We start from the raw sequence: 25,581 nt of genomic DNA on the forward strand, positions 1-25,581 counted from the left end.
CCGGGGATTATCATGTCCCGCATTCTCTTTTGGTGACAGCGATATGACTGATCAGCGCAAAGGCAGCGATGCCGAACCCACCACTCACTTCGGCTTCAAGAACGTCCCGGAAAGCCAGAAAGCGGAAAAAGTCGCTGAGGTGTTCCACTCCGTAGCCGCCAAGTACGACTTGATGAACGACGTGCTCTCCGGTGGCATGCACCGCCTGTGGAAGCGTTTCACCATCGAATTGTCGGGCGTACGCACCGGCAATCGCGTGCTCGACATCGCCGGCGGCACGGGCGATTTGGCCGCCAAGTTTTCCAAGCTGGTAGGGCCTACCGGCCAGGTGGTACTGGCCGATATCAACGGCTCGATGCTCAAGGTCGGTCGCGACCGCCTGCTCGACAAGGGCGTGGCCGGCAATATCGAATTCGTCCAGGCCGATGCGGAAAAACTGCCGTTCCCCGACAACCACTTCGATTGCGTGACCATCGCTTTCGGTCTGCGCAACGTCACCCACAAGGAAGACGCGATACGCTCGATGCTGCGCGTGCTCAAACCGGGTGGCCGCCTGCTGGTGCTGGAATTCTCCAAGCCGACCAACGCGCTGATGTCCAAGGTGTACGACACCTATTCGTTCGCCTTCATGCCGTTGATGGGCAAGCTGATCACCAATGATGCCGAGAGCTACCGCTACCTGGCCGAATCGATCCGCATGCACCCCGACCAGGAAACCCTGAAGTCGATGATGGTGGAGGCCGGTTTCGACCGCGTGACCTACCACAACATGACCTCGGGCATCGTCGCCCTGCACCGCGGCATCAAGCCCTGATGCTGCTCGCAGGCCTTCTCGCCAGCGTCGAGCACGGCCTCAACCGTGTTTTGCGCCTGGACAGCACCGCCCTGGCGCGGCTTGCGCACCTGACCGGCAAAGTTATCGCCGTCGATTGCCGCAGCCCTGCCTTGCAGCTGTTCATCCTGCCCAGCGATGAGGGCCTGCTGCTCGCGTCGCAATGGGCCGCCGAGGCCGACTGCACCCTGCGTGCGCCCGCCGCCAGCCTGGTGCACCTGGCCCTGAGCCGCAACAAGACCGCTATCCTGCACAGCCCCGAAGTGGCGCTGGAAGGCGACAGCGCGGTGCTGATGGACCTGGCCGCCGTGCTGCAGGACCTGGAGCTGGACTGGGAATACGAACTCTCGCGCTGGCTCGGCCCCGTCGCCACCCAGTTGCTCGGCGGGCACCTGCGCAGCCGTTCGCGCTGGTACCAGCAAGGGTTCGCCAGCCTCAACCAGAACCTCGCCGAATACTTGAGCGAAGAATCGCGCACCCTGGTCGGGCAACGGGAAGCGCAAGCGCGCTTTCGTGAGCTCGACAAGGCCAAAATCGACCTGGAACGTCTCGAGGCCCGCTTCGAGCGCCTGAGCCGTTCCCTTGATCCAAGCGATAACGCATGAAGCTGCTCGCCGTCCGCCGTTTGTTTCGTATCCAGCGCGTCGTAATCCGCTACCGCCTCGATGACCTGCTGTTTGCCCTGCCCCTGCCATGGTTCCTGCTCGCGGTGCGCTATGTGCTGCCGTGGCGCTGGTTGCCGCGCAGAAAACTGGAACTGAGCCGAGGTGCTCGCGTGCGCCTGGCGTTGCAGGACCTGGGGCCGATCTTCATCAAGTTCGGGCAGATTTTGTCGACGCGCCGCGACTTGCTGCCCGAAGACATCGCCGATGAGCTGATGCTGCTGCAGGACCGCGTACCGCCGTTCGATTCGCAGTTGTCGATGAAGCTGATCGAAGAGCAACTGGGCAGGAAGATCAGCGAGGTGTTCAGCCGCTTCGATGTCGAGCCGCTGGCTTCGGCCTCGGTTGCGCAGGTGCATGCCGCGCAGCTCAAGAGCGGTGAAGAAGTGGTGGTGAAGGTGATTCGCCCGGGCCTCAAGCCGATCATCGGCCAGGACCTGGCGTGGCTGTTCATCCTGGCCCGCGCCGCCGAACGGTTCTCCGCCGATGCGCGCCTGCTGCATCCGGTGGATGTGGTGGCCGACTACGAAAAAACCATCTACGACGAACTCGACCTGCTGCGCGAAGCGGCCAACGCCAGCCAGCTGCGCCGCAACTTCGAAGGCTCGCAGCTGCTGTACGTGCCGCAAGTGTATTGGGACTGGTGCCGCCCCAAAGTGCTGGTGATGGAGCGCATCTACGGCGTGCAAGTCACCGACCTCGCGACCCTGGCCGACCAGCGCACCGACATGAAAATGCTCGCCGAGCGCGGCGTGGAGATTTTCTTCACCCAGGTGTTCCGTGACAGTTTCTTCCACGCCGACATGCACCCGGGCAACATCTTCGTCAGCACCGTCAACCCGTGGAGCCCGCAGTACATTGCGATCGACTGCGGCATCGTCGGCAGCCTCACGCCGGAAGACCAGGACTACCTGGCGCGTAACCTGTTCGCCTTTTTCAAGCGTGACTATCGCCGCGTGGCGCAGTTGCACATTGATTCGGGCTGGGTGCCGGCGGAAACCAAACTGAATGAATTCGAAGCGGCGATCCGCACCGTGTGCGAACCGATCTTTGAAAAACCGTTAAAGGATATTTCCTTCGGTCAGGTGCTGATGCGCCTGTTCCAGACCGCGCGGCGCTTCAATATGGAAGTGCAGCCGCAGTTGGTGCTGCTGCAGAAAACCTTGCTCAACATCGAAGGCCTGGGCCGCCAGCTGTACCCGGACCTCGATCTGTGGAACACCGCGCAGCCGTTCCTGGAACGTTGGATGCGTGAGCGGATGAGCCCGAAGACCATGCTGGGCAACCTGCACAGCCAGATGGAACAGCTGCCGCACCTGGCCAACATGACCCGCGACCTGCTTGAGCGCATGTCCCAGCCTCACGCCAGGGACCCTGAGCCGCCATGGCGCAAGCGCAAGGACGACTGGTTCCTGCGCCTGCTCGGCGCCGCGCATCTGGTGGGTGGGGTCATGCTGGCGATTGGCGGACCGTTGAATCAACTGAGCTACTGGCCGGCCGCGATCATGGTCGCCGTGGGCGTTTATCTGATCGTGCGTCGATAACCCATCCGGTTATACACTGTCGCAAATTGCCGGAGCCGAACATGAAAGACTGGCTGGACGAGATCAAGTGGGACAGTGACGGCCTGGTGCCGGCCATTGCCCAGGACTACAAGACCGGGCGCGTGCTGATGATGGCCTGGATGAACCGCGAGGCCCTGAGCCTGACTGCCGCCGAGCAGCGCGCCATCTACTGGTCACGTTCGCGTGGCAAACTGTGGCGCAAGGGCGAAGAGTCCGGGCATGTGCAGACCCTGCATGAGCTGCGCCTGGACTGCGATGCCGACGTGGTGATCCTCAAGGTCGAACAGATAGGCGGCATCGCCTGCCACACCGGCCGTCACAGTTGCTTCTATCGCGTGTTCGAGAACGGCGAATGGAAGGTGGTGGAACCGGTGCTCAAAGACCCGCACGCCATTTATTCGGCAGGACACTGACCATGAGCGATACCCTCAACCGCGTGGCCCAGGTGCTGGAAGAGCGCAAGGGCGCGGATGCCGACAGTTCCTATGTCGCCAGCCTGTATCACAAGGGTTTGAACAAGATCCTGGAAAAACTCGGCGAAGAATCCGTCGAGACGATCATTGCCGCCAAGGATGCGCAGATCAGCGGCGATTGCAGCGATGTCATCTATGAGACCGCCGACCTGTGGTTCCATAGCCTGGTCATGCTCGCCCAACTGGGGCAGCATCCACAGGCCGTGCTGGATGAACTGGACCGTCGCTTCGGCCTGTCCGGGCACGCCGAGAAGGCTGCACGCCCGTCCACCTGAACAACTTTTATCGAGGATTTGCAGCATGGGTATTTTTGACTGGAAACACTGGATTGTCATTCTGGTGGTCGTGGTACTGGTGTTCGGCACCAAGAAACTCAAGAACCTGGGCACCGATGTCGGCGAGTCGATCAAGGGCTTTCGCAAAGCCATGAACGACGACGAAAAGCCGGCCGAACCCACTGCAAACCCGGTTCCACCGGCCCAGCCCGTGCACCCGCAGGCCGCCCAGCCGATCACCGAGCGTCGTACCTTCGACGTGCAGGCTGAAAAAGTCGAAGAGCCGACCCGCAAAGACTCGTGAGCACTGACTAATGTTTGGTATCAGCTTCTCTGAACTGCTGCTCGTCGGCCTCGTGGCCCTGCTGGTATTGGGCCCCGAACGCCTGCCCGGTGCGGCACGCACGGCCGGCCTGTGGATCGGGCGCCTGAAACGCAGTTTCAACGCGATCAAACAGGAAGTTGAGCGGGAAATCGGTGCCGACGAGATCCGCCGGCAATTGCACAACGAGCACATCCTGTCGTTGGAGCAGGAGACGCGCAAGATTCTGTCGCCCGTGCAGGAGCCCGCCAAACCGGTGGAACCTGTGGCCCAGAACAGTATCGCGCCGGCGACTGAAGCCGCCCCCCCGGCACCGACCGCGCCAACCGAGCCTGCGCCGACGCCCGTTGCGTCGCCCGCGCCCCATGACCCTACATTGCCGCCGCGAGCCCCATGAGCGCTGATAAACCGGAAAACGACCAGCACATGCCGCTGGTCTCGCACCTCACCGAGCTGCGTACCCGCCTGCTGCGTTGCGTAGCGGCCATCTTCATCATCTTTGCCGGGCTGTTTGCCTTCACCCAGCAGATCTATACCTTCGTCTCCACGCCGCTGCGCCAATATCTGCCGGCCGGCGCGACGATGATCGCCACCGACGTGTCCTCGCCGTTCCTGACGCCGTTGAAGCTGACCATGATGGTCTCGCTGTTCCTGGCGATCCCGGTGATCCTGCATCAGATCTGGGGCTTCATCGCGCCGGGGCTGTACAAGCATGAGAAGCGCATCGCCGTGCCGTTGCTGGTGTCGAGCATCCTGCTGTTCTATACCGGCATGGCCTTCGCCTACTTCCTGGTGTTCCCGCTGATCTTCAAATTCTTCGCCGCCGCCACCCCGGCCGGCGTGGAAATGATGACCGACATCACCAGCTACCTCGACTTCGTGATGACGCTGTTCTTCGCCTTCGGCGTAGCCTTCGAAATTCCGGTGGCGGTGGTGTTGCTGGTGTGGATCGGCGTCGTCAACGTGGCTTACCTGAAGAAAATCCGCCCCTACGTGATCATCGGCTGCTTCGTGGTCGGCATGATCCTTACCCCGCCGGACATCTTCTCCCAGACCCTGCTGGCCGTGCCGATGTGGATGCTGTTCGAGATCGGCATCCTGTTCAGCGGCTTGATCAGCAAGCGTGGCGAGCACCCGGACGACCAGACTGCCGACGACGACCAGCCGCCAGCGACCCAGCCGTGAACCTGCTGCTGCTGGAAGACGCCGACTTTATCGCGGCCGACCGGGTGGTGCTGCGTGATCGGCGCCTGGTGCATATGCAGGAGGTGCACCGCGCCGTGGTCGGCGACAACGTGCGTGTGGGCCGCATCGGCGGGCTGATGGGTAATGCTCAGTTGCTGCGCCTGGAAGCCGGGGAAGCCGAGCTGCACGTCGGCTTCGACCAGGCGCCGCCGGGCAAACTGCCGCTGACCCTGCTGCTGGCCCTGCCTCGTCCGAAAATGCTGCGTCGGGTGCTGCAAACGGTAGCCGCCATGGGCGTGCCGAAGGTTGTACTGGTCAACAGCTACCGCGTGGAAAAAAGCTTCTGGCAGACCCCGTTCCTGGAGCCTGAAGCGATTCGCGAGCAGCTTATTCTCGGCCTGGAACAGGCGCGGGACACAGTATTGCCCGAGATCATTATCGAGAAGCGCTTCAAGCCGTTCGTTGAAGATCGCTTGCCGGCCATGACCACCGGCACGCTTGGCCTGATCGGCCACCCCGGCGACTACCCGCCCTGCCCCCGCGGCCTGGATGAACCGGTGACCCTGGCGATCGGGCCGGAAGGTGGCTGGATACCCTATGAAGTCGAATTGCTGAGCAAGGCCGGCCTGCAGCCGGTGCAACTCGGTGCGCGCATCCTGCGGGTTGAAACCGCCGTGACCGCCCTGCTCGCCCGCTTGTTCTGACACCAGTCCAGTGTGGGAGGGGGCTTGCCCCAATGCCAGTCAGCTAAGGCTTTTTGTAGGAGCGAGCTTGCTCGCGAAAAACGTCAACGATAACGCGTGCTTCCTGAATGAACGCGGTGCCTGTGAGTTTTTCGCGAGCAAGCTCGCTCCTACAGGGGGTGGTGTACGCTTAAATGATTGGCATTAGGGCAAGCCCCCTCCCACATTGGATCGTGTTGCTACAGAATCCTGCGTACATGCCGATAACCCCGGAATAAGTCCAAGCCTTGTTCCAGGGGAGTTTGCAGCATGTATCGTTGGTTAGCCGAAAAGCTGGGGAATGTCAGCGTCAAAACCAAGTTGGGCGTCGGCTTCGGCCTGGTGTTGCTGCTTACATTAATCATCACACTCACCGGCTGGGCCGGGCTCTCGGGCGTGATCAGCCGTGGCGACAAACTGGGCTACATTGCCAGCCTCAACGACTTGAGCAAGGAACTGCGCATCGCGCGCCTGGACTTTGAAATGCGTCGTGGCGAGCAGGGCCCGGGGGCAGTCAACGGATTTCTGGGCCAGCTGGAAAGCGGCCTGAAAACGGCCCGGGCGCTGATTGAACAGCCCGCCGATATCGCGCTGGTCGATGACCAACTCGCCGCCGTTGACCAGTACAAGCGCGCCTTCGACACCATGGTCCAGGCCGGTGCCAATCGCGAAAACGCGCGCAGCAAGCTCGGCGATACTGCTGACAATGCGGTGCTCAAAGTCGGTGAAGTGGAAAAGACCCTGCTACAGGGCGACAGCGTCAGCCAGTTCAACAGCATCGTCGACCTGAGCAAGCTGATCCAGCAGGCGCGGTTCCAGGTGCGCGGCTACACCTACAGCGGCAAAGTCGAAGCCGAGCAGCCCGCGCTGGATGCCATCGATAATGCCCTGAAGAAAATCGCCGCGCTCAACGGCCAGCTACCTGATCAATTTTCCACCAACCTGCAACAGGCCAGCACCTCGCTGCAAGCCTACCGCGCCGCTGTCAGCCAGTACCGTGACTCGCAGGTGGCCAGCGCCGCCGCGCTGAAAATCATGAACGTCCAGGGCGACATTCTGTTGGACCGCAGCAGCAAACTCACTGCCTCGCAAACCGTGGTCCGCGACAGCGACGCCGCCCAAGCCAAACAGCTGTTGCTGCTGTCTACCCTGCTGGCGCTGCTGTTTGGCCTCGTCGCCGCCTGGGCCATCACCCGCCAGATCATCATCCCGCTCAATCAAACCCTCAAGGTCGCCGAGCGCGTGGCCTCGGGCGACCTCAGCCACAACCTGGAGTCCGCCCGCCAGGATGAACTGGGCCAACTGCAACGCGCCATGCAGAGCATGACCGTGGGCCTGCGCGAGCTGATCGGTGGTATCAGCGACGGCGTGACCCAGATCGCCAGCGCCGCCGAGCAACTGTCGGCCGTCACCGAGCAGACCAGCGCCGGGGTCAACAGCCAGAAGGTCGAGACCGACCAGGTCGCCACGGCCATGAACGAAATGGCCGCCACCGTGCAGGAAGTGGCGCGCAATGCCGAAGAAGCGTCGGAAGCCGCCGTGGCCGCCGATGTGCAGGCCCGCGAAGGCGACCGAGTGGTCGGTGAAGCCATCGCCCAGATCGAACGCCTGGCCACCGAAGTCGGCAACTCGACGATCGCCATGGGCGATCTGAAGCGCGAAAGTGACAAGATCGGCAGCGTGCTTGACGTTATCAAGTCCGTGGCCCAGCAGACCAATCTGCTGGCGCTTAACGCGGCCATTGAAGCGGCGCGTGCCGGTGAAGCCGGGCGTGGCTTCGCCGTGGTCGCCGACGAAGTGCGCAGCCTGGCCCAGCGCACACAGAAGTCCACCGAGGAGATCGAGGAGCTGATCGTCGGCCTGCAAAACGGCACGCAGCAGGTGGCGACCATCATGGACAACAGTCGCGGCCTGACCGACAGCAGTGTCGAACTGACGCGCCGGGCCGGCAGCGCGCTGGAGAGCATCACCCGCACCGTGTCGACCATCCAGGCGATGAACTCGCAGATCGCCACCGCCGCCGAGCAGCAAAGCGCCGTTGCCGAAGAGATCAACCGCAGCGTGTTGAATGTGCGCGATGTCTCCGAGCAAACGTCTTCGGCCAGCGAAGAAACGGCGGCGTCCAGTGCTGAGCTGGCGCGCCTGGGCATCTACTTGCAAACCCTGGTCGGTCGCTTCCGCATCTGACCGAACTTGCGCGGCAGCCGATTGCGGCTGCCGCATCTTGTGAAATTTCCTACACGGTTATCAGCCCGCCCTCACTCCAATTCGAATTAGCGTTCATCTGTCGCGAAACGCTTTTTTCTGAATGGGAGGTGCGCCATGTTATCTCGGCTGACCCGCATGCTGGCGAACGCCAGCGTACGCCTCAAGCTCGCGCTGGGTTTTGGCCAAGTGCTGATGCTCAGCTTCATCATCTCTGCAACGGGCTGGCAGGCCTTGAACGCCATCCTTTATCGCTCCGACAGCCTGACGAGCCTGGGCGAGCTGGCCGTCCAGGCGCAGGCCATGCGCGCCGACCGCATCGTGTACCGCACCCTGGCGGACAAGGCCAGCCTGGACCAGATGACGCAGAAGATCGAGAAAATCGACCAGCATCTGACAGACCTTTCGCAGCGCCTGATAGACCCGGTCGATCTGCAACGCATTGCAGAGGCGGCAAGCCTGGTAGCCGACTTCAAGACGGCGCTGGCGCAGCTACCGGCCTTGATCGAGCAGCGCGAGAACATCCGCCCGGCGCTGAAGACATCTGCCCTGCAAGCCAGTGACACCCTGGCCCAATTCGCCAGCGACTTGCCCGACCAGAATGACGAAAAGGCGCTCGATGCCATCGAGCAATTGCGCCAAGCCATGGAGCAGGCTGAGGATCGCGCCCAGAACCCCGCCTGGGCGGCCGACTCATTGCAAGCCTATACCGAGGCTGCCAACCAGACGCTGGACGCCCTGGATGCCGCACAGGCCACCGTCACCACGCTGCCGGTGGACTCCACGCTGCTCAAAACCGACCTGGCCAATTACCGCGCACAACTGGTCAAGCTCAAGGAAGCCCAACTCAACGTCGAAACCCTGCAAAACCGCTTCGAGCAGCAACTCAACGAGTTGCGCGAGAAAAGCGACTTGCTGAGCCAGAGCCAGAACACCAAGCGCAATCAGGAGGCGGCCCAGACTCATACATTGCTGATCGGCGTCACTCTGGCTGCGCTGGTATTGGGAGCGCTGGCCGCGTGGTGGATTGCCCGGCAGATCGCCTCGCCGTTGCGTGGCATCCTGATCGCCGCCAACCGTGTGGCCGAGGGCGACTTGAGCCACGACATCCAGGTGGAGCGTCGCGACGAGCTGGGCCAACTGCAACACAGCATCGGCCAAATGACCCGCAGCCTGCGCAGCCTGATCAGCGGTATCGGTGACAGCGCCCGCCAGATCGCCGGTGCGGCGACGCAGTTGTCCACCGTCACTGAGCAGACCCGTAACGGGCTCAACCAGCAGAAAGATGAAACCGACCAGGTGGCAACGGCGATGAATCAAATGCTCGCCACCGCCCAAGAGGTTGCGCGCCATGCCGAACGCGCGTCCGTTGCCGCCAACGAAGCAGATCAGCAGGCCGGCGCCGGCGAGCAGGTGGTCACTCAGGCCGTTGAGCAAATCGGCAACCTGGCCAGTGAAATGGCTTTGTCCGGCCGCGCAATGCTGACCCTGCAACAGGAAAGCCAGAAGATCGCCAGCGTGCTGGACGTTATCAAGTCCGTGTCCCAGCAGACCAACCTGCTGGCCCTGAACGCCGCGATCGAAGCGGCGCGCGCGGGCACTGCCGGCCAAGGCTTCGCCGTGGTCGCCGATGAAGTACGCAGCCTGGCCCAACGCACGCAGGAATCGGCTGAAGAAATCGAAGGGCTGATCCTCGGCCTGCATAACGGTACCCAGCAGGTAGCCGACATCATGGACAGCAGCCGCACCCTGACCGACAACAGCGTTGCCCTGACCCGCGACGCCGGCGAGGCCCTGGCGGCGATTGCCCGCACGGTGGCGGTGATCCAGGAAATGAACCCGCAGATTGCCGCCGCCGCCGAGCAGCAAAGCGCAGTGGCCGAGGAAATCAATCGCAGCGTATTGAAAGTGCGGGATGTGTCGGAACAGACCGCAGCCGCCAGCGAGGAAACGGCGGCGGCGAGTGTTCAATTGACCAGGTTGAGCGTGGATCTGCAGACGCTGGTCGGCAAATTCAAGTTCTGAAGAACCACCACTGTAGGAGCGAGCTTGCTCGCGAAAAGCCCAAGGCCGCCGCGTTCATTTAAGGTGCGCTGCGTTATCGTTGACGATCTTCGCGAGCAAGCTCGCTCCTACAGTCATAGCACCTGGCGCAGGAAAGCCTGGGCGCGTGGGTCCTTGGGCGCATCGAAGAACTCGGCCGGCGCCGCGTCTTCCAGCAATTTGCCGTGATCGAAAAACAACACCCGGTCCGCCACCTCACGGGCAAAGCCCATCTCGTGGGTGACGCAGACCATGGTCATGCCTTCCAGGGCCAGGGTCTTCATGACGTCGAGCACTTCGCCGACCATTTCCGGGTCCAGCGCCGAGGTCGGTTCGTCAAACAGCATCACCTTGGGCTCCATTGCCAGGGCTCGGGCAATCGCTACCCGCTGCTGCTGGCCTCCGGAAAGCCGCGACGGAAACTCATTGGCTTTCTGGGCGATACCGACCTTCTCCAGCAATGCCAGGGCCTTGGCCTCACGCTCGCGCTTGCCGCGCTTGCGCACGACCTTTTGCGCCAGGCACAGGTTCTCCAGCACGGTCATGTGGGGGAACAGGTTGAAATGCTGGAACACCATGCCGACTTCACGGCGGTAGGCATTCACATCGGTCTTCGGGTCGGCCAGTTGCAGGCCGTCGATGCTGACCGAACCTGAATCGAATTCCTCCAGCCCATTAAGACAGCGCAGAAAGGTGGACTTGCCGGAACCGGACGGGCCGATCACCACCAGCACTTCGCCCCTGGCTACCTGGGTGGTGACATGGTCCACGGCGCGCACCACATGGCCACGGGTATCGAAGACTTTTACCAGATCGCGAACTTCAATCACTTTGCGCGAGCCTCCGCTCAAGCCGGCTGGCCATCTTCGACAGCGGCAGGTTGATCAGCAGGTACAGGCCTGCCACACAGAACAGAATTTCAAACGGCGAAAACGAGGTGGTGATCACTTCGCGCCCGCTCTTGAGCAACTCGGTGATCGCGATCACCGAGACCAGCGAGGTGTCTTTCACCAGGCTGATGAATTGACCGGCCAGCGGCGGCAGGACGCGCTTGAACGCCTGCGGCAACACCACATGCCGCATCGACTGGCTGGCGCTCAAGCCCAGGGAGCGCGCGGCCTCGTCCTGGCCACGGGTAATCGATTGCACACCGGCACGCACGATTTCCGCCACGTAGGCGCCGGTGAACAGCGACAGTGCCGCGATCCCGGCAAACTCCCGAGAAAGGTTGAGTACCGTGCCGATAAAGAAATAGAAAATGAAGATCTGTACCAGCAGCGGCGTACCGCGCACCAGTTCGACGTAGATCGTCGACAGGTCGCGCAGGGTCGGGTTGCTGGACAGCCTGCACAAGCCGGTGGCCAGGCCAATCGCCAGGCCCAGGATGCCGGACACCACCGACAACCACAGCGTGGTCCACAGGCCCCACATCAACGGGCCCAGTGCCCAATGGCGGTTGACACCGATGACGTCACCTTCAGCCACATCATCGCCACGCGCCACTTGCAGGCTGTTGTCGGCGACCGTCACCTTCTGCTCGGCACCGGCATCACTGCGCAGCGTCACCTCGGCCACATCGCCCTTGCGGACCAGCTCGATGACGGTGGAAATATCGGCTGCACGCTGCGCTTCTTCGGCCTGATAGGCGAAATACTGCGGCACGCGGTTCCAGCGCCATTCGTAGGACATCAGCGAGGTGGCGTAGTACAAGGCGCCGGCCAGGCCGACCAGCACGACCACGGTCAGCAGGTGCCAGGGCCATTGGGCTTTTTTCTGTTTCATTTCACTGTCCGCATGTATAGCGATCGTTCCCACGCTCCGCGTGGGAACGCCTCACTGGACGCTCTGCGTCCGCTTTGTGACGCAGAGCGTCACGAGCCGCATTCCCACGCGGAGCGTGGGAACGATCACTCGGTCTTAAGCCTTATTCCATATCCTTGAGCCACTCGGAGCTCTTGAACCACTTGTCATGGATGCGATCGTAGGTGCCGTCGTTCCTGATCTGGTGCAGGAAGTTGTTGATGAAGTTGATGCTGTCGTAGTCGCCTTTCTTCAAGCCGAACGCCAGGGGCTCAAAGGTGAAGGGTTCTTCCAGGAACACCAGCTTGCCGTTACCGACTTTCTTCTCGGCCACCACGTTGTACGGGGCGTCGTAGACAAAGGCGTCCGCCTTGCCGTTGACCACGTCCAGCACGCCTTCCTGCTCGTTGTCGTAGCCGTGGTACTTGGCTTTGGCGATCAGCTTCCTGGCGACCATCTCACCGGTGGTGCCCAGCTTGGAGGTCAGGCGGTATTTTTCATCGTTCAGGTCTTTGTAGGACTTGATGGTGCCTTCCAGCTCCTTGCGAATCAGCAGGGTCTGGCCGACCACGATGAAGGGTTCGCTGAAGTTCAGGCGCAGGTTGCGTTCCTGGGTCAGGGTCATGCCGCTGCCGATCATGTCGAACTTGCCGGTCAGGAAGGCCGGGATGATGCCGTCGTAGCCGGTGGACACCAGCTCAAGCTTGACGCCCATGGACTTGGCCATGGCCTTGAGGATGTCGACTTCAAAGCCGATGATTTCACCGCGCTTGTCGGTCATTTCGAACGGCATGTAGGTCGGGTCCATGCCGACTTTCAGCGTGCCGCGCTTGACCGCATCATCGATGGCGCCAGCCTGGGCCGCAGTCGCCGCCACCAGTGCGGTGACGCCGAGCATCAGCATCGAAAGATACTTTTTCATCATCAAGACCCCTGAACGTTTTTTGTAAGGCCGGCGCAGTATGGGCTGCGCCATTTCGGGGTGCGATCCTAACGCACTCGCTGCCCGTCACAAAGGTTTCACGACTAAATGTTATCGACGCAGGTAAGAGAAACACTACGGCGCTGCGCCTGACTAAACGCCTGGACGGGTCGACGCGCAGACTCGCTAATGAGTTGATGTGTAAGTAGTTATGACCATCAGTCGATCTCCGCCATCCAGGCAGTGTCCCTGAACCACTTGTCATGCAGTTGATCGTAGGTGCCGTCCTGGGCCACCTGGTTGAGGAAGTGATTGATCCAGTTGAGGCTGTCGTAGTCACCTTTCTTCAGGCCGAACGCCAGGGGCTCAAAGGTAAACGGCTGCTCCAGCGTCAACAATGCGCTGTTCTCGGGCCGCGTCATGGCGATCAGGTTGTAGGGCGCATCGTAGACAAAGGCGTCGGCCTTGCCCTCCACCACGTGGCGCACGCCCTCCTCCGGCGTAGTGAAACGCTTGAGCCGCGCCGCCCCCAGGAAGCGCTGCGCCGCTGCCTCGCCAGTGGTGCCTTCGGTGACTGCGATCAGATAGCCAGACTCGTCCAGGTCTTCGATACTCGATGCTTTGCCGGCCAGGCGCGGGTGCAGCAGGACCGACTGGCCCACCACGATAAAAGAGTCACTGAAGTTGAGGTACAGGTTGCGCTCCTGGGTGACCGTCATGCCGCTGCCGATCAGGTCGTACTTCTCCGCCATCAGCCCCGACAGCAACTCCGTGTAAGGCACCGCGACCAGTTCGAGTTCTACCCCCAGCGCGCGGCTCATCGCCTGGAGCAGGTCGATCTCGAAGCCGATGATGCGTCCCTGCTTGTCCGTCATTTCGAACGGTACGTAAGTCGGCGTGGTGCCCACTTTCAGCACGCCACGGCGCACAGCGTCGTCAATCGCCCCGGCACAGAGCAAGCCGGTGTGAAGCAATGCGACAACACCTATCAGCAGTGCCGAACAATACCTTTTGAACATGTGTGCCCCCGTGGCGCGTCAAATTTGGGGGGCGATGCTACCCCAGCCACAGGCACGGCAATACGCTTCGAACGAAGGTCTTTTGTTTCGAAATAACAAGGAGTTAGGGAGGAAAGGAAGCGGCGCAAAACGCTGTAGGACCAGCGCTTGAAACGCCCCCGAGGTGGGCCCTCGGGGGCGTCTGAATCAGGCCGGTTGAGCCTGGGACGACAGCGGTTGCAGCGGGAGCAATGGCGCGTGCGGATCAGCCTTGATCGAAGCACGCCAAGCATCCAGCCACTCGGCGTGGCCTTCGCTCCACACCTGTTCATGCAAACGCGCCAGGGCTACCGGGTCGCTGAGCAGGGCCAGGCGCTCGCTGTTGGTGAGGCCGGCCGGGCCGACTTTCAACGCGTGACGAACACGCTCCACCCGCAGGTACTCGATCGGCTCCGCCTCGCGGTGCCGCGAGGTCGCCAGGGCACAGGCCAGGGCGTTCTGCTGCGGGTCGACCACCGAACGCACAAACCCGTCATTGAGCGCGTGCCAACGGTTTTCGTGGGTGTACTTCTCGGTCGACAGCAATGCCTGCGGCGGATTGTATTCCTCGGGGATCAGGAACAGGCTCTCATCGCGGGACTTGAGGCCCAGCTTGACCCGGCTGGAAATCACCGACACCGGGATCGACAGCATCAGCGAACCGACGATCGGGATCAGCCACCACAAGAAGCTTGGGTTGAGCCACACCACCAGTAACGCCCACAAAAAGCCCAGCAAGGTCTGCGGACCGTGACGCTTGACCGCTTCGCTCCACGGCGTGGAGTCGTCGTCGCGCTGCGGCGAGTTCCAGGTCGCGGCCCAGCCGAGGAACGCGGCCAGTACAAAGCGGGTGTGGAAGATCATGCGCACCGGCGCCAGCAGCATGGAGAACAGCATCTCCAGCAGCATCGACAGGGTCACCTTGAACTTGCCGCCGAACTCTTTGGCGCCCTTGGCCCAGATCAGGATGATGCTCAGCAGTTTAGGCAGGAACAGCAGCACGATGGTGGTGGAGAACAGTGCCACCGCCTTGTCCGGATGCCATTGCGGCCACAGCGGGTACAACTGGCGCGGCGCCATGAAGTACTGCGGCTCCATCAGGGTGTTCACCGCCAGCAAGGCCGTCGACAACACCAGGAAGAAAAACCACAACGGCGCCGACAGGTAGGACATCACGCCGGTCAGGAACACCGCACGGTGCACCGGGTGCATGCCCTTGACCAGGAACAGGCGGAAGTTCATCAGGTTACCGTGGCACCAGCGACGGTCACGCTTGAGTTCGTCCAGCAAGTTGGGCGGCAGTTCTTCGTAGCTGCCCGGCAGGTCGTAGGCAATCCACACGCCCCAGCCGGCGCGGCGCATCAGCGCTGCTTCAACGAAGTCGTGAGAGAGGATCGCACCGGCAAACGCGCCCTTACCCGGCAACGGCGCCAGGGCGCAGTGCTCGATAAACGGCTTCATGCGGATGATCGCGTTGTGGCCCCAGTAATGGGATTCACCCAACTGCCAGAAGTGCAGACCGGCGGTAAACAGCGGACCATAAACGCGGGTGGCGAACTGCTGCATGCGCGCATACAGGGTGTCCATGCCCGACGCACGCGGCGCGGTCTGGATAATCCCGGCATCCGGCGTGGCTTCCATCAGGCGTACCAGGCTGGTCAGGCATTCGCCGCTCATCACGCTGTCGGCGTCGAGCACCACCATGTACTTGTAGTCACCGCCCCAGCGACGGCAGAAGTCGTCGAGGTTGCCGCTCTTGCGCTTGACGCGACGGCGACGGCGGCGATAGAAAATCTTGCCGAAACCACCGGCTTCGCGGCACACGTCGAGCCAGGCTTGCTGTTCGGCAATGCAGATATCCGCTTCATTACTGTCGCTGAGCACGAAGAAGTCGAAACGGTCCAGGTCGCCGGTCGCGGCCACCGATTCGAACGTGGCGCGCAGACCGGCGAACACCCGGGGCACGTCCTCGTTACAGATCGGCATCACCAGCGCGGTACGTGCATCCTTGGGAATCGGCTCGTCGCCGGCACTTTTACCGGAGATACGGTATTTGTCGTGACCGGTCAGCAGCTCGAGGAAGCCCATCAGCGCGGTCCAGAAACCGGCCGACACCCAGCAGAACAGAATCCCGAACATGATCAGGATGCTGGTCTGCAGTGCGTAAGGCAGTACCTGGGTAGCGGTTTGCAGCAGGGTCTGGTTGCGGATCTCGTCGAAGTCGACCAGCGACCAGCCCTGGTACGGCATGATGCCTTTCATGTACCAGCCGGCGACGATGGTCTGGCCAAGCATCAGCACCAGCAGGATATAGCGGCGGATCGAACCCACGGTGCGCCAGCGCGCGGCAGGCAGTACCCGTTCGTCTTTCGGCGGCTTCGGCGGGTTGGTGCGCCCGGTCATCCGACGCCAGCCGCGTACCAGGATGTTGGTGCGCCAAGGCTCGGGCACCACTTTGGTCCGACGGATCGGCGGCGTCGCCTTCAGGCACACGCGGCCGCTGGCGTCAAGCGCCAGCATCTCCGCGTCCTGCAGCTCTTCGGCGGTGCTCAGGGTCAACCTGCGGCCCACCGACGCTTGGGCGGCGTCGGTGGGTGCGTCGAAGGTGGCGGACGACAGGCGTTCGTGCAGCTCGCTGAAGGAGCTGCAGCCCGCCAGCTCGGCGCGCTGCTCAGCCGTCATGGGGAGATGCGCCAGATACTCGGTCAGAGTTTCCGGCTTGACTTGTGAATTACTCATCGGCGGGCAACTGGTAGCTCCAGGTTTCGGTCAGGACTTGTTCAGTCTTGGCCGGCTCCGGCGTGACAGGGGCCGGTGCAGCTTCTGGCTGCTTGGCGTCCTTGTCCTTCGCCTCTTTGGCGTCTTTCTTGGCCTGTTTCTCGTGTTGCTTGGCCAGGACCTTGTCAGCCTTGAGCACGTGGGTCGAGACCTGTTCAGGCTCGGCCTGTGCAATTTCCTGCACCAGCGCCGCACGCATTTCAGTCGGCTTGCTCGCGTCCTTGATCTTCATGCGCAGGGTCAGGCGCCAGCCTTTGGTGTGCTCGTTGTAGCGCACGCTGTTTTCAACCAGCTCGGCGTTGTCGCCAACGCTGACCTGGCTGCGTACCGGGGCGTCAGGCAGCAGTTTCTTCAGGGCCGGGCCCTCGAAGTCCACCAGGTAGGCCACGGTGCCGTCCGGCTGACGGATCAGGTTGGATTGCTTCACGTCACCGGTGGAACGCAAGGTCTGCTTGACCCAGGCGCTGTCCGGCGAATGGAAGGCGGCATCGTCCAGCGTCCAGTGCAGGCGGTAGGACACATCCAGCGGCTTGCCGACTTCCGGCAGTTCGGCCGGGCTCCAGAAGGCAACGATGTTGTCGTTGGTTTCGTCAGCGGTCGGAATCTCTACCAGGTCGACGGTGCCTTTGCCCCAGTCGCCCTCAGGTTCGATCCAGGCGCTTGGGCGCTTGTCGTAGTTGTCGTCCAGATCTTCGTAGTGGCTGAAGTTGCGACCGCGTTGCAGCAGGCCGAACCCACGCGGGTTTTCCACGCTGAAGTTGCTGACCGACAGGTGTTTAGGGTTGTTCAGCGGGCGCCAGATCCACTCGCCATTGCCGGCATGGATCGACAGGCCGCTGGAATCGTGCAGTTCACGACGGTAGTTGAGGACCTTGGACGGCTGGTTGGCGCCGAACAGGAACATCGAGGTCAGCGGGGCCACGCCCAGCTTGCTCACCTTGTCGCGCAGGTACATCTGGGACTTGACGTCGACCACAGTGTCGGTGCCCGGACGCAGGATCAGGCGGTAGGCGCCCGTCGCACGCGGCGAATCGAGCAGGGCGAAGATCACCAGGTGCTTGTCGCCCGGCTTCGGACGCTCGATCCAGAACTCGGTGAAACGCGGGAATTCTTCGCCGGACGGCAGCGCCGTGTCGATCGCCATGCCACGGGCGGACAGGCCATACACCTGGTCCTTGCCGACGACGCGGAAATAGCTGGCGCCGAGCATGGTCATGATTTCGTCTTGCTTGTCGGCCTTGTTGATCGGGAACAGCACCCGGAAGCCGGCATAACCCAACTGTTCGGTGGCTTTTGGATCAAACTTCACGTCGCCGAAATCGAAACGATTGGGGTCGTACTTGATTTCCTGGACGCTGTCGGCGGTGACTTCATTGATTTTCACCGGCGTATCGAAGTGCATACCCTGGTGATAGAAGGACAGCTTGAACGGGGTGTTCTGATCGGCCCACTCGGCTTTTTCATTACGGAAACGAATCTTCTGGTAGTCAGCGAATTTCATTTCGCGGAATTCGTTCGGCAGATTGCTGCGCGGAGCTTCGTATTTCTGCCCGGCCAGCTCTTTTGCCTTGGCCGATACATCGTCCAGACTGAATGCCCACAGTTGACCCGCGCCGAACAGGCAGAACAGGGCAGAGCCCGTCACCAGTGCGTTTCGTAACCGTTTGGCAGACAATTTTGGTGCATTACAGGGACTAACAATCACGAGCAACCCTCGCCGAAAACAGATCAAAAAACCAACGGCCAGCTATCTATATGCCAGGTTGGCGAGCATTGTTCCGACTCCGCAGGGGCAAAATGATTCCCCACTGGTTTGCCGGACAAGTCTCTACCTAAGTCAAAAATGGACCAAACAACGCTGATCCCCGTAGCGCGCGATTATCTAGCAGCCCGCGAGACAACGCATCAGGGACAACGAAGTATTTGTAGCGAAACCCTGCGTTTTTAGGCATTAAAGTCGTTTTTCATACATTCAGGTCTGTAGGAGAAAGGTCACAGGGCCATCATTGACCAAATGCACCTGCATATCCGCGCCAAAACGCCCTGATGCCACCTTGCCATGCAATTGTTGCGCTTGTAACAACAAGTGATCAAAAAGCGCCGCTCCGAGGGCCGGCGGGGCTGCCGTGGAGAAGCTCGGCCGCAGTCCGCTTTTGGTATCCGCCGCCAGGGTGAACTGCGATACAAGCAACAGCCCGCCGTCGACATCCTTCAACGACAGGTTCATCTTGCCCTCATCGTCGCTGAACACCCGATAGTTAAGCAGCTTGTGCAGCAGTTTGTCGGCGCTTTCAGGCGTATCTGAAGGTTCGACGGCCACCAGCACCAACAAACCCTGGTCAATCGCCCCGACTATTTCGCCGGCCACCTCGACACGGGCGCCTCGCACCCGTTGCAACAAGCCCTTCATGCTTCCTCAGGCGGTAAATCAAGCAGGCGTCGTGCCATTTCGCCGGTTGCGCGGACCAGCGCATCGGTAATGCCAGGCTCGGACGCGGCATGCCCCGCCTCGCGGATCACCTGCAATTCACTGTTCGGCCAGGCCTGGTGCAGCGCCCAGGCGTTATCCAGCGGGCAAATCATGTCGTAGCGGCCGTGGATGATGACCCCGGGCAGATGGGCGATCTTGTGCATATCGCGAATCAGCTGGTCAGGCTCCAGGAACGAGTTATTGGTGAAGTAATGGCATTCGATGCGGGCGATGGACAAGGCACGCTGCGGCTCGGAGAAGCGCTCGACATGCTGCGGGCTCGGACACAGGCCCAGCATGCGCCCTTCCCAGCCGGACCAGGCCTTGGCCGCGTGCATCTGGGCGATCTGGTCGTTGCCGGTCAGACGCTTGTGATACGCCGCGATCATGTCGTGACGCTCTTCCACCGGGATCGGTGCCAGGTAGTCCTGCCAGTAATCCGGGAACAGCCGGCTCGCGCCCTCCTGGTAGAACCAGTGAATGTCCTGAGGACGCGCCAGGAAAATGCCGCGCACGATCAAGCCATGCACACGCTCGGGGTGGGTTTGCGCGTAGGCCAGGGACAGCGTCGAACCCCAGGAGCCACCGAACAGCACCCATTTGTCGATACCCAGGTGCTCGCGGATGCGCTCAAGGTCGGCGACCAGGTCCCAGGTGGTGTTGTTTTCAAGGCTCGCGCGGGGAGTGGAGCGTCCGCAACCGCGCTGGTCGAAGGTGACGATGCGGTACAGGTTCGGATCGAAGTAGCAACGGCTCTGCGCGTCGCAACCGGAGCCGGGGCCGCCATGGATGAACACCACCGGCAGGCCCTCGGGGGAGCCGCTTTCATCGACGTACAGGGTGTGAACATCATCGACTGCCAGATCGTGCCGGGCATAGGGTTTGATCTGCGGGTACCAAGTCTGCATTGCGCGCTCCGTGGGGTGTCGGGTTCATCCCTGGGGGGACGTCTATTATTCTGCCGTCTGGCATCATAAACCCGAATTGTGCAATGAGCATGTCCTTGAGCGCCTGGACCCGCGTCAGCCTTTATCGATAGTGCATCTGCCCCCATGCCAGCAAGGCTTGCAGCAATTGTTTCAACACCACCTGGGTCGGCTCGGCCAGGTCCGGGCGATAGCGGAACGGCTCAACCTCTTCCATATACGTGCTCTGGCACAACTCCAACTGCACCGCATGGATATCCTGCGCCGGATTACCGTAGTGGCGGGTAATGTGACCGCCCTTGAAACGCCCGTTCAGCACGTGGGTGTACTGAGGATGCCGGGCGCAGATGGCTTCCAGCTGGCCGGCCAGTTCGGGATCGCAGGCGGCGCCATTGAAGGTGCCGAGGTTGAAGTCCGGCAATTTGCCCTCGAACAGGTGCGGGATCACAGAGCGGATCGAGTGCGCGTCAAACAGCAGCGCGTAGCCGAATTCAGCCTTGAGGCGCGCCAGTTCTTCTTGCAGCGTGCGGTGATACGGGCCCCAGATTTTCTGCAGGTAGGTGGCGCGCTCGGCCTCGGACGGTGTCTGCCCTTCACGGAACAACGGCACGCCATCGAACAGCGTCTCCGGGTACAGGCCGGTGGTGGCGCCCGCATAGAGCGGCTTGTTATCGGATGGCCGGTTCAGGTCGATGACGAACCGCGAATACTCGGCCGCCAGGGTGCTGGCGCCCAGTTCTTCGGCAAAGTCATACAACAAGGGAATATGCCAATCGGTGTCCGGCAGGCTTTGCGCCTCGGGGATCAACCCGGTCTCGACCGCAGGCGTCAGGCGCAGGCCGGCGTGGGGCATGCTGATCAGCAGCGGTACGCGGCCTTGTTTGAATGTCAGAACCTTATCCACAACGATGCTCCTCAAACAGTGACGTCGACGCCATGGCGCACAACGCGTTTATCCAGCTCGCCACCCAGCCAATAGGCCAGGTCGGCGGGGCGATCGATCTGCCAGGCGACAAAATCCGCGACCTTGCCCACTTCCAGCGAACCATGGGTGTCGCCCATGCCCAGCGCGGTAGCCGCATGTTGCGTGGCGCCGGCCAGGGCTTCTTCCGGGGTCATGCGGAACAGGGTGCAGGCCATGTTCAACATCAGGCGCACCGACAGGGCCGGCGAAGTGCCGGGGTTGAGGTCGCTGGCGATGGCAATCTTCACACCGTGTTTGCGCAGGGCGTCCATCGGCGGCAATTGGGTTTCGCGCAGGAAGTAGAAGGCCCCTGGCAGCAACACGGCAACGGTGCCGGCAGCGGCCATGGCGATGGCATCTTCCTCGGTCATGAACTCCAGGTGGTCCGCCGACAACGCCTGGTAACGCGCGGCCAGGCTGGAACCGTGCAGCGACGAGAGTTGCTCGGCATGCAGCTTCACCGGCAAGCCCAGTTGCCGGGCGACTTTAAACACGCGCTCGACCTGCTCGGTGGAGAACGCCAGGTATTCACAGAACGCATCCACCGCATCCACCAGCCCTTCTGCCGCCAGCGCCGGCAGCATCTCATTGCAGATGTGCTCGATGTAGTCATCGGCGCGGTCCTTGTACTCCGGCGGCAACGCATGAGCCGCCAGGCAGGTGGCGCGTACGCTCACCGGTAGCGCTTCACCCAGGCGCCGCGCCACGCGCAGCATCTTGCGTTCGTTGGCCAGGTCCAGGCCGTAGCCGGACTTGATCTCCACCGTGGTCACGCCGTCGCGCAAAAGACTGCGCAGGCGCTTTTCGGCACTGGCAAACAATTCATCTTCCGTCGCAGCACGGGTGGCCCGCACGGTGCTGGCAATACCCCCGCCCCGGGCCGCGATGTCGGCGTAGCTGACGCCTTCAAGGCGCTGCTCGAATTCGCCGCTGCGGTTGCCACCGAACACGGTGTGGGTGTGGCAGTCGATCAGTCCAGGCGTGACCCACGCGCCTTGCAGGTCATGCACTTGGGCGTAATCCGCCGTCGGCGCCTGGTTGCGCGGGCCGATCCACTCGATCAGCGAGCCCGCAGTCACCATGGCGGCATCCTCGATAATCGAGTATTTGCCCTGGGCCATGGTTGCGACGTGGCAGTGTTGCCAAAGGGTTTTCATTAACGCCTCCCTAAGTTATCAATGAGACAAAGCCGATTCGAGCGTTGAGCCCGCGTTTCAAACCTTTTTCTGGCGGGTGCATTTCTCGTCCCTATTATTCTTATGAGGAGAAGATCGTTCCCACGCTCTGCGTGGGAACGATCGGCGCAGTGGGGCGGCGACGTGTTAGAGACTTGGCAGCAGCTTGGCCGGCACCAGCTCATTCAGGCAGCGGCTGGCAAGCAGTTCGCTGGCGGCGATGATGTCCGGGGCGAAGAAGCGGTCCTTGTCGTAGAACGCCACTTTGTCACGCAACAGGCCACGGGCCTTTTCAAGCGCGGGCGAGGTTTTCAAGCCGTCGCGCAGATCCAGGCCCTGGCAGGCGGAGAGCCATTCCACAGCGAGAATGCCACGGGTGTTCTCGGCCATTTCCCACAAGCGCTTGCCCGCAGCCGGGGCCATGGACACGTGGTCTTCCTGGTTGGCCGAGGTCGGCAGGCTGTCGACGCTATGGGGATGGGCCAGTGCCTTGTTCTCGCTGGCAAGCGCCGCAGCGGTGACCTGGGCGATCATGAAGCCGGAGTTGACCCCGCCATTGCCCACCAGGAACGGCGGCAGTTGCGACATGTGCTTGTCCATCATCAACGAGATACGGCGCTCACTGAGCGAGCCGATTTCGGCAATCGCCAACGCCATGTTGTCGGCAGCCATGGCCACCGGCTCGGCGTGGAAGTTACCGCCGGAAATCACATCGCCTTCGGCCGCGAACACCAGCGGGTTGTCCGACACGGCATTGGCCTCCACCACCAGCACCTCGGCGGCCTGGCGGAACTGGGTCAGGCAGGCGCCCATGACCTGCGGCTGGCAGCGCAGGGAGTAAGGGTCTTGCACCTTGTCGCAGTTCTGGTGCGACTGGGACACCTGGCTGCTTTCACCGAGCAGGTCGCGATAGGCCGCAGCGGCATCAATCTGCCCACGCTGGCCGCGTGCGGCATGAATCCGTGCGTCGAACGGCGAGCGCGAGCCGAGTACCGCTTCCACGGTAAGGCCACCACACGCGAGAGCGCCGGCGAATAGGTCTTCGCCTTCAAACAGGCCGCGCAAGGCATAGGCGGTGGACACCTGGGTGCCGTTGAGCAGGGCCAGGCCTTCTTTGGCGGCGAGGGTCAGCGGCGTCAGGCCGGCGACTTTCAGCGCGTCGGTCGCCTCCAGCCATTCGCCCTTGTAGCGCGCCTTGCCTTCGCCGAGCAGCACCAGGGACATATGGGCCAACGGCGCCAGGTCACCGGATGCACCGACCGAACCTTTAAGTGGAATGTGCGGGTACACCTCGGCGTTGATCAGCGCGATCAGCGCGTCGATTACCTGCCGACGAATCCCGGAGAACCCACGGCTCAGGCTGTTGACCTTGAGCACCATGACCAGCCTGACCAGCGCATCGCTGATCGGCTCACCCACGCCGGCGGCATGGGACAGCACCAGGGAACGCTGGAGGTTTTCCAGGTCTTCGCTGGCAATACGAGTCGAGGCCAGCAGGCCGAAACCGGTGTTGATGCCATAGGCGGTGCGGTTCTCGGCGAGAATCTGCTCCACGCAGGCAACACTGGCTTCGATCTGCGCCGTGGCGCTGTCATCCAGGCTGAGGGTTACCGGCTGCTGGTAGATGGCCCGCAGTTGGGCAAGGCTCAGTTGGCCTGGAATCAGGGTTAGCGCAGTCACATTCATTCTCCTTGTGAATTGTTCTTCTAGGCATTCAATACAAATTCGGTAATGCGGTGTCTTTGATGAGGTTGGCGGCCGCGGCAATGTCCGGCGCCAGCCAGCGGTCCTGCTCGTAAGCGGGGACCATTTCGCGCAGCAGTCGCCAGGCGCGGTCGGTGCCGGCGCCGAAGCGCTGGCCCTTGAGAAACTCGAACGCATGGGCCGCCAGCAGGTATTCGATGGCCAGAATCTGGGTAACGTTGAGCAATACCTGATGCAGCTTGAGCGCCGCATTGGTGCCCATGCTCAAGTGGTCTTCCTGCAGGCCCGAGGTGACGAAGTTGTCGAGCACCGCCGGTTGCGCCAATTGGCGGTTCTGCCCGCACAACGACGCGGCGACGTACTGCACGATCATCATCCCGGAGTTGACCCCGGGGTTGCTGACCAGAAACGCCGGCAGGCCGCTGACGTGCGGGTTGATCAGGCGGTCCAGGCGGCGTTCGGCCACCGAACCGATTTCGGCCATGGCGATGGCCAGCAGGTCGGCCGCCAGCGCCACGGATTGGCCGTGGGGGTTGGCCTGGGACACTACGCGGTAGTTGTCCGGCGTGCCGAGGACCAGCGGGTTGTCGGTGGCGCTGTTGAGCTCGGTCTCGATCTGGCGGGTGGCATGCGCCACCTGATCGCGCGCCGCGCCGTGGATCTGCGGGATCGAGCGGATGCTCAGGGCGTCCTGGGTACGGACGCCCCGGCTGGTGGCGATTACTTCACTGCCGTCGAGCAAGGCGCGCAGGTTACGCCCGACTTCCTGCATGCCCGCATGGGGCTTGAGGGCAATGATTTCTGCGTCGAAGGCATCGATCTGGCCGCGCTGGGCTTCGAAACTCATGGCGCCGATCACGTCGGCCCATTGCAGCAAGTGATGCGCATCGGCCAGGGCCAGGCAGCTCAGGCCGGTCATGCACGGCGTGCCGTTGACCAGGCACAGGCCGTCCTTGGCACCCAGGACGACGGGCTGCAAACCTTCGGCGGCCAAGGCTTCTTGTGCAGTCACAACCTGGCCGCGATAGCTGACGTTGCCGACGCCGAGCAGCGCCACGCCGACATGGGCCATGTGGGTCAGGTAGCCCACCGAGCCCTGGGACGGTACTTGGGGCGTGATGCCGTGGTTGAGCAGCGCCAGCAGCGCCTGCACCACTTGCCGATGCAGGCCGGATTTGCCGTGGCTGTAGTTGATGATGGCGGCGCAGATGATCGCGCGGGTCTGCTCGTCGCTCAAGACAGGGCCGACGCCGCAGGCGTGGCTGAGCAAGGTGTTGCGCGACAACTGGCGCAGTTGCTCGCCCTCGAGCGACACGTTGCACAGCGCGCCCAGGCCGGTGTTCACGCCATACGCGCGCTCGCCGCTGGCGACGATGCACTGCACGACGGCCTGGGCATTGTCGATCCGTGCCCAGGCCTGGCTCGAGAGTTCGAGCACTGCGCCGTGGCGGGCGACGGCGGCGACGTCCTGCCAGCGCAGGGGGGTGTCGGCGATGATGATTGGTGTTGCCTGGGGCATCT

22 protein-coding genes and 2 pseudogenes are annotated in these 25,581 nt (G+C 62.2%); 12 read left to right on the top strand and 12 right to left on the bottom strand.

Annotated elements, in window-relative coordinates:
• Nucleotides 1-43: 43 nt before the first annotated feature.
• The 12 genes and pseudogenes from ubiE to BFP93_RS15065 all read left to right on the top strand — a co-directional run bounded on the left by ubiE (nucleotide 44) and on the right by BFP93_RS15065 (nucleotide 10,266).
• Nucleotides 44-814: a bifunctional demethylmenaquinone methyltransferase/2-methoxy-6-polyprenyl-1,4-benzoquinol methylase UbiE gene (gene ubiE / locus BFP93_RS15015; protein ID WP_003171186.1), complete on the top strand. Its 771-nt coding sequence runs from the start codon at nucleotides 44-46 to the stop codon at nucleotides 812-814.
• Complete coding sequence (locus BFP93_RS15020) at nucleotides 814-1,437, top strand: ubiquinone biosynthesis accessory factor UbiJ (protein ID WP_065893707.1); 624 nt, start codon at nucleotides 814-816, stop codon at nucleotides 1,435-1,437. The genes ubiE and BFP93_RS15020 overlap by 1 nt, the downstream gene beginning before the upstream one ends.
• Entirely contained in the window at nucleotides 1,434-3,038 is a 1,605-nt protein-coding gene (gene ubiB, locus BFP93_RS15025) for a ubiquinone biosynthesis regulatory protein kinase UbiB (RefSeq protein WP_065893708.1), read from the top strand. Before BFP93_RS15020 ends, ubiB begins: the two co-directional genes overlap by 4 nt.
• Before the next feature lie 41 nt (nucleotides 3,039-3,079).
• Nucleotides 3,080-3,472 carry a phosphoribosyl-AMP cyclohydrolase gene (gene hisI, locus BFP93_RS15030; protein WP_065893709.1) on the top strand — a complete coding sequence of 131 codons (393 nt, stop codon included), beginning with the start codon at nucleotides 3,080-3,082 and terminating at the stop codon, nucleotides 3,470-3,472.
• 2 nt (nucleotides 3,473-3,474) lie between these two features.
• A complete protein-coding gene (locus tag BFP93_RS15035; protein ID WP_057724443.1) occupies nucleotides 3,475-3,807 on the top strand; it encodes a phosphoribosyl-ATP diphosphatase in 333 nt (110 codons plus the stop codon).
• Nucleotides 3,808-3,832: 25 nt separating this feature from the next.
• Complete coding sequence (locus BFP93_RS15040) at nucleotides 3,833-4,111, top strand: twin-arginine translocase TatA/TatE family subunit (protein ID WP_065885720.1); 279 nt, start codon at nucleotides 3,833-3,835, stop codon at nucleotides 4,109-4,111.
• Nucleotides 4,112-4,121: 10 nt separating this feature from the next.
• Complete coding sequence (tatB, locus tag BFP93_RS15045; RefSeq protein ID WP_065893710.1) at nucleotides 4,122-4,526, top strand: Sec-independent protein translocase protein TatB; 405 nt, start codon at nucleotides 4,122-4,124, stop codon at nucleotides 4,524-4,526.
• Complete coding sequence (gene tatC / locus BFP93_RS15050; protein WP_065885722.1) at nucleotides 4,523-5,314, top strand: twin-arginine translocase subunit TatC; 792 nt, start codon at nucleotides 4,523-4,525, stop codon at nucleotides 5,312-5,314. Before tatB ends, tatC begins: the two co-directional genes overlap by 4 nt.
• Nucleotides 5,311-6,018 (top strand): 16S rRNA (uracil(1498)-N(3))-methyltransferase, encoded by a 708-nt coding sequence (locus tag BFP93_RS15055; RefSeq protein ID WP_065893711.1) that lies wholly within the window; start codon nucleotides 5,311-5,313, stop codon nucleotides 6,016-6,018. The genes tatC and BFP93_RS15055 overlap by 4 nt, the downstream gene beginning before the upstream one ends.
• A 288-nt stretch (nucleotides 6,019-6,306) precedes the next feature.
• Nucleotides 6,307-7,317, top strand: a pseudogene (locus tag BFP93_RS29710) (methyl-accepting chemotaxis protein); the annotation flags it as partial.
• Between the two features lie 201 nt (nucleotides 7,318-7,518).
• Nucleotides 7,519-8,223 carry a methyl-accepting chemotaxis protein gene (locus BFP93_RS29715; RefSeq protein WP_370671216.1) on the top strand — a complete coding sequence of 235 codons (705 nt, stop codon included), beginning with the start codon at nucleotides 7,519-7,521 and terminating at the stop codon, nucleotides 8,221-8,223.
• 135 nt (nucleotides 8,224-8,358) lie between these two features.
• Complete coding sequence (locus tag BFP93_RS15065; protein WP_065893713.1) at nucleotides 8,359-10,266, top strand: methyl-accepting chemotaxis protein; 1,908 nt, start codon at nucleotides 8,359-8,361, stop codon at nucleotides 10,264-10,266.
• 113 nt (nucleotides 10,267-10,379) lie between these two features.
• Here BFP93_RS15065 and BFP93_RS15070 read toward each other — a convergent pair whose 3' ends face one another.
• The 12 genes and pseudogenes from BFP93_RS15070 to hutH (BFP93_RS15125) all read right to left on the bottom strand — a co-directional run bounded on the left by BFP93_RS15070 (nucleotide 10,380) and on the right by hutH (BFP93_RS15125) (nucleotide 25,579).
• Complete coding sequence (locus BFP93_RS15070) at nucleotides 10,380-11,114, bottom strand: amino acid ABC transporter ATP-binding protein (protein ID WP_065885726.1); 735 nt, start codon at nucleotides 11,112-11,114, stop codon at nucleotides 10,380-10,382.
• A complete protein-coding gene (locus BFP93_RS15075) occupies nucleotides 11,107-12,066 on the bottom strand; it encodes an amino acid ABC transporter permease (protein WP_065885727.1) in 960 nt (319 codons plus the stop codon). Before BFP93_RS15075 ends, BFP93_RS15070 begins: the two co-directional genes overlap by 8 nt.
• A gap of 142 nt (nucleotides 12,067-12,208) precedes the next feature.
• On the bottom strand, nucleotides 12,209-13,006 hold the full coding sequence (locus BFP93_RS15080; RefSeq protein WP_065893741.1) for a transporter substrate-binding domain-containing protein: 798 nt from the start codon (nucleotides 13,004-13,006) through the stop codon (nucleotides 12,209-12,211).
• Nucleotides 13,007-13,224: 218 nt separating this feature from the next.
• The gene (locus BFP93_RS15085) at nucleotides 13,225-14,025 is read right to left on the bottom strand and encodes a transporter substrate-binding domain-containing protein (RefSeq protein ID WP_065893714.1); all 801 of its coding nucleotides are present in this window, start codon (nucleotides 14,023-14,025) and stop codon (nucleotides 13,225-13,227) included.
• Between the two features lie 184 nt (nucleotides 14,026-14,209).
• A pseudogene (gene mdoH / locus BFP93_RS15090) lies at nucleotides 14,210-16,782 on the bottom strand (glucans biosynthesis glucosyltransferase MdoH); the annotation flags it as partial.
• A complete protein-coding gene (locus tag BFP93_RS15095; RefSeq protein ID WP_065893742.1) occupies nucleotides 16,775-18,526 on the bottom strand; it encodes a glucan biosynthesis protein G in 1,752 nt (583 codons plus the stop codon). The pseudogene mdoH and the gene BFP93_RS15095, both read right to left, overlap by 8 nt.
• Nucleotides 18,527-18,793: 267 nt before the next feature.
• The gene (gene dtd, locus BFP93_RS15100; RefSeq protein WP_065885730.1) at nucleotides 18,794-19,231 is read right to left on the bottom strand and encodes a D-aminoacyl-tRNA deacylase; all 438 of its coding nucleotides are present in this window, start codon (nucleotides 19,229-19,231) and stop codon (nucleotides 18,794-18,796) included.
• Nucleotides 19,228-20,199 (bottom strand): prolyl aminopeptidase, encoded by a 972-nt coding sequence (gene pip, locus BFP93_RS15105; RefSeq protein ID WP_065885731.1) that lies wholly within the window; start codon nucleotides 20,197-20,199, stop codon nucleotides 19,228-19,230. The genes dtd and pip overlap by 4 nt, the downstream gene beginning before the upstream one ends.
• Before the next feature lie 121 nt (nucleotides 20,200-20,320).
• Nucleotides 20,321-21,121 carry an N-formylglutamate deformylase gene (gene hutG / locus BFP93_RS15110; RefSeq protein ID WP_065893715.1) on the bottom strand — a complete coding sequence of 267 codons (801 nt, stop codon included), beginning with the start codon at nucleotides 21,119-21,121 and terminating at the stop codon, nucleotides 20,321-20,323.
• Between the two features lie 11 nt (nucleotides 21,122-21,132).
• Entirely contained in the window at nucleotides 21,133-22,338 is a 1,206-nt protein-coding gene (gene hutI, locus BFP93_RS15115) for an imidazolonepropionase (protein ID WP_065885733.1), read from the bottom strand.
• Between the two features lie 165 nt (nucleotides 22,339-22,503).
• The gene (gene hutH / locus BFP93_RS15120; protein ID WP_104501338.1) at nucleotides 22,504-24,042 is read right to left on the bottom strand and encodes a histidine ammonia-lyase; all 1,539 of its coding nucleotides are present in this window, start codon (nucleotides 24,040-24,042) and stop codon (nucleotides 22,504-22,506) included.
• A 28-nt stretch (nucleotides 24,043-24,070) separates the two neighbouring features.
• Complete coding sequence (gene hutH, locus BFP93_RS15125) at nucleotides 24,071-25,579, bottom strand: HAL/PAL/TAL family ammonia-lyase (protein WP_065893716.1); 1,509 nt, start codon at nucleotides 25,577-25,579, stop codon at nucleotides 24,071-24,073.
• Nucleotides 25,580-25,581 lie beyond the last annotated feature (2 nt).

It is taken from the genome of Pseudomonas sp. 44 R 15, from assembly GCF_900004965.1.
Taxonomy (GTDB): Bacteria; Pseudomonadota; Gammaproteobacteria; order Pseudomonadales; family Pseudomonadaceae; genus Aquipseudomonas; species Aquipseudomonas orientalis_A.

Excerpts from the sequence above, each read along its gene's own strand:
- ubiE (WP_003171186.1), top strand. The coding sequence starts at position 44 with ATGACTGATCAGCGCAAAGGCAGCGATGCCGAACCCACCACTCACTTC.
- dtd (WP_065885730.1), bottom strand. The coding sequence starts at position 19,231 with ATGAAGGGCTTGTTGCAACGGGTGCGAGGCGCCCGTGTCGAGGTGGCC.
- BFP93_RS15075 (WP_065885727.1), bottom strand. The coding sequence starts at position 12,066 with ATGAAACAGAAAAAAGCCCAATGGCCCTGGCACCTGCTGACCGTGGTC.
- BFP93_RS15020 (WP_065893707.1), top strand. The coding sequence starts at position 814 with ATGCTGCTCGCAGGCCTTCTCGCCAGCGTCGAGCACGGCCTCAACCGT.
- hutH (WP_065893716.1), bottom strand. The coding sequence starts at position 25,579 with ATGCCCCAGGCAACACCAATCATCATCGCCGACACCCCCCTGCGCTGG.
- BFP93_RS15080 (WP_065893741.1), bottom strand. The coding sequence starts at position 13,006 with ATGAAAAAGTATCTTTCGATGCTGATGCTCGGCGTCACCGCACTGGTG.
- ubiB (WP_065893708.1), top strand. The coding sequence starts at position 1,434 with ATGAAGCTGCTCGCCGTCCGCCGTTTGTTTCGTATCCAGCGCGTCGTA.
- tatC (WP_065885722.1), top strand. The coding sequence starts at position 4,523 with ATGAGCGCTGATAAACCGGAAAACGACCAGCACATGCCGCTGGTCTCG.
- hutH (WP_104501338.1), bottom strand. The coding sequence starts at position 24,042 with ATGAATGTGACTGCGCTAACCCTGATTCCAGGCCAACTGAGCCTTGCC.
- BFP93_RS15065 (WP_065893713.1), top strand. The coding sequence starts at position 8,359 with ATGTTATCTCGGCTGACCCGCATGCTGGCGAACGCCAGCGTACGCCTC.
- pip (WP_065885731.1), bottom strand. The coding sequence starts at position 20,199 with ATGCAGACTTGGTACCCGCAGATCAAACCCTATGCCCGGCACGATCTG.
- BFP93_RS15040 (WP_065885720.1), top strand. The coding sequence starts at position 3,833 with ATGGGTATTTTTGACTGGAAACACTGGATTGTCATTCTGGTGGTCGTG.
- hisI (WP_065893709.1), top strand. The coding sequence starts at position 3,080 with ATGAAAGACTGGCTGGACGAGATCAAGTGGGACAGTGACGGCCTGGTG.
- BFP93_RS15035 (WP_057724443.1), top strand. The coding sequence starts at position 3,475 with ATGAGCGATACCCTCAACCGCGTGGCCCAGGTGCTGGAAGAGCGCAAG.
- BFP93_RS29715 (WP_370671216.1), top strand. The coding sequence starts at position 7,519 with ATGGCCGCCACCGTGCAGGAAGTGGCGCGCAATGCCGAAGAAGCGTCG.
- hutI (WP_065885733.1), bottom strand. The coding sequence starts at position 22,338 with ATGAAAACCCTTTGGCAACACTGCCACGTCGCAACCATGGCCCAGGGC.
- BFP93_RS15085 (WP_065893714.1), bottom strand. The coding sequence starts at position 14,025 with ATGTTCAAAAGGTATTGTTCGGCACTGCTGATAGGTGTTGTCGCATTG.
- tatB (WP_065893710.1), top strand. The coding sequence starts at position 4,122 with ATGTTTGGTATCAGCTTCTCTGAACTGCTGCTCGTCGGCCTCGTGGCC.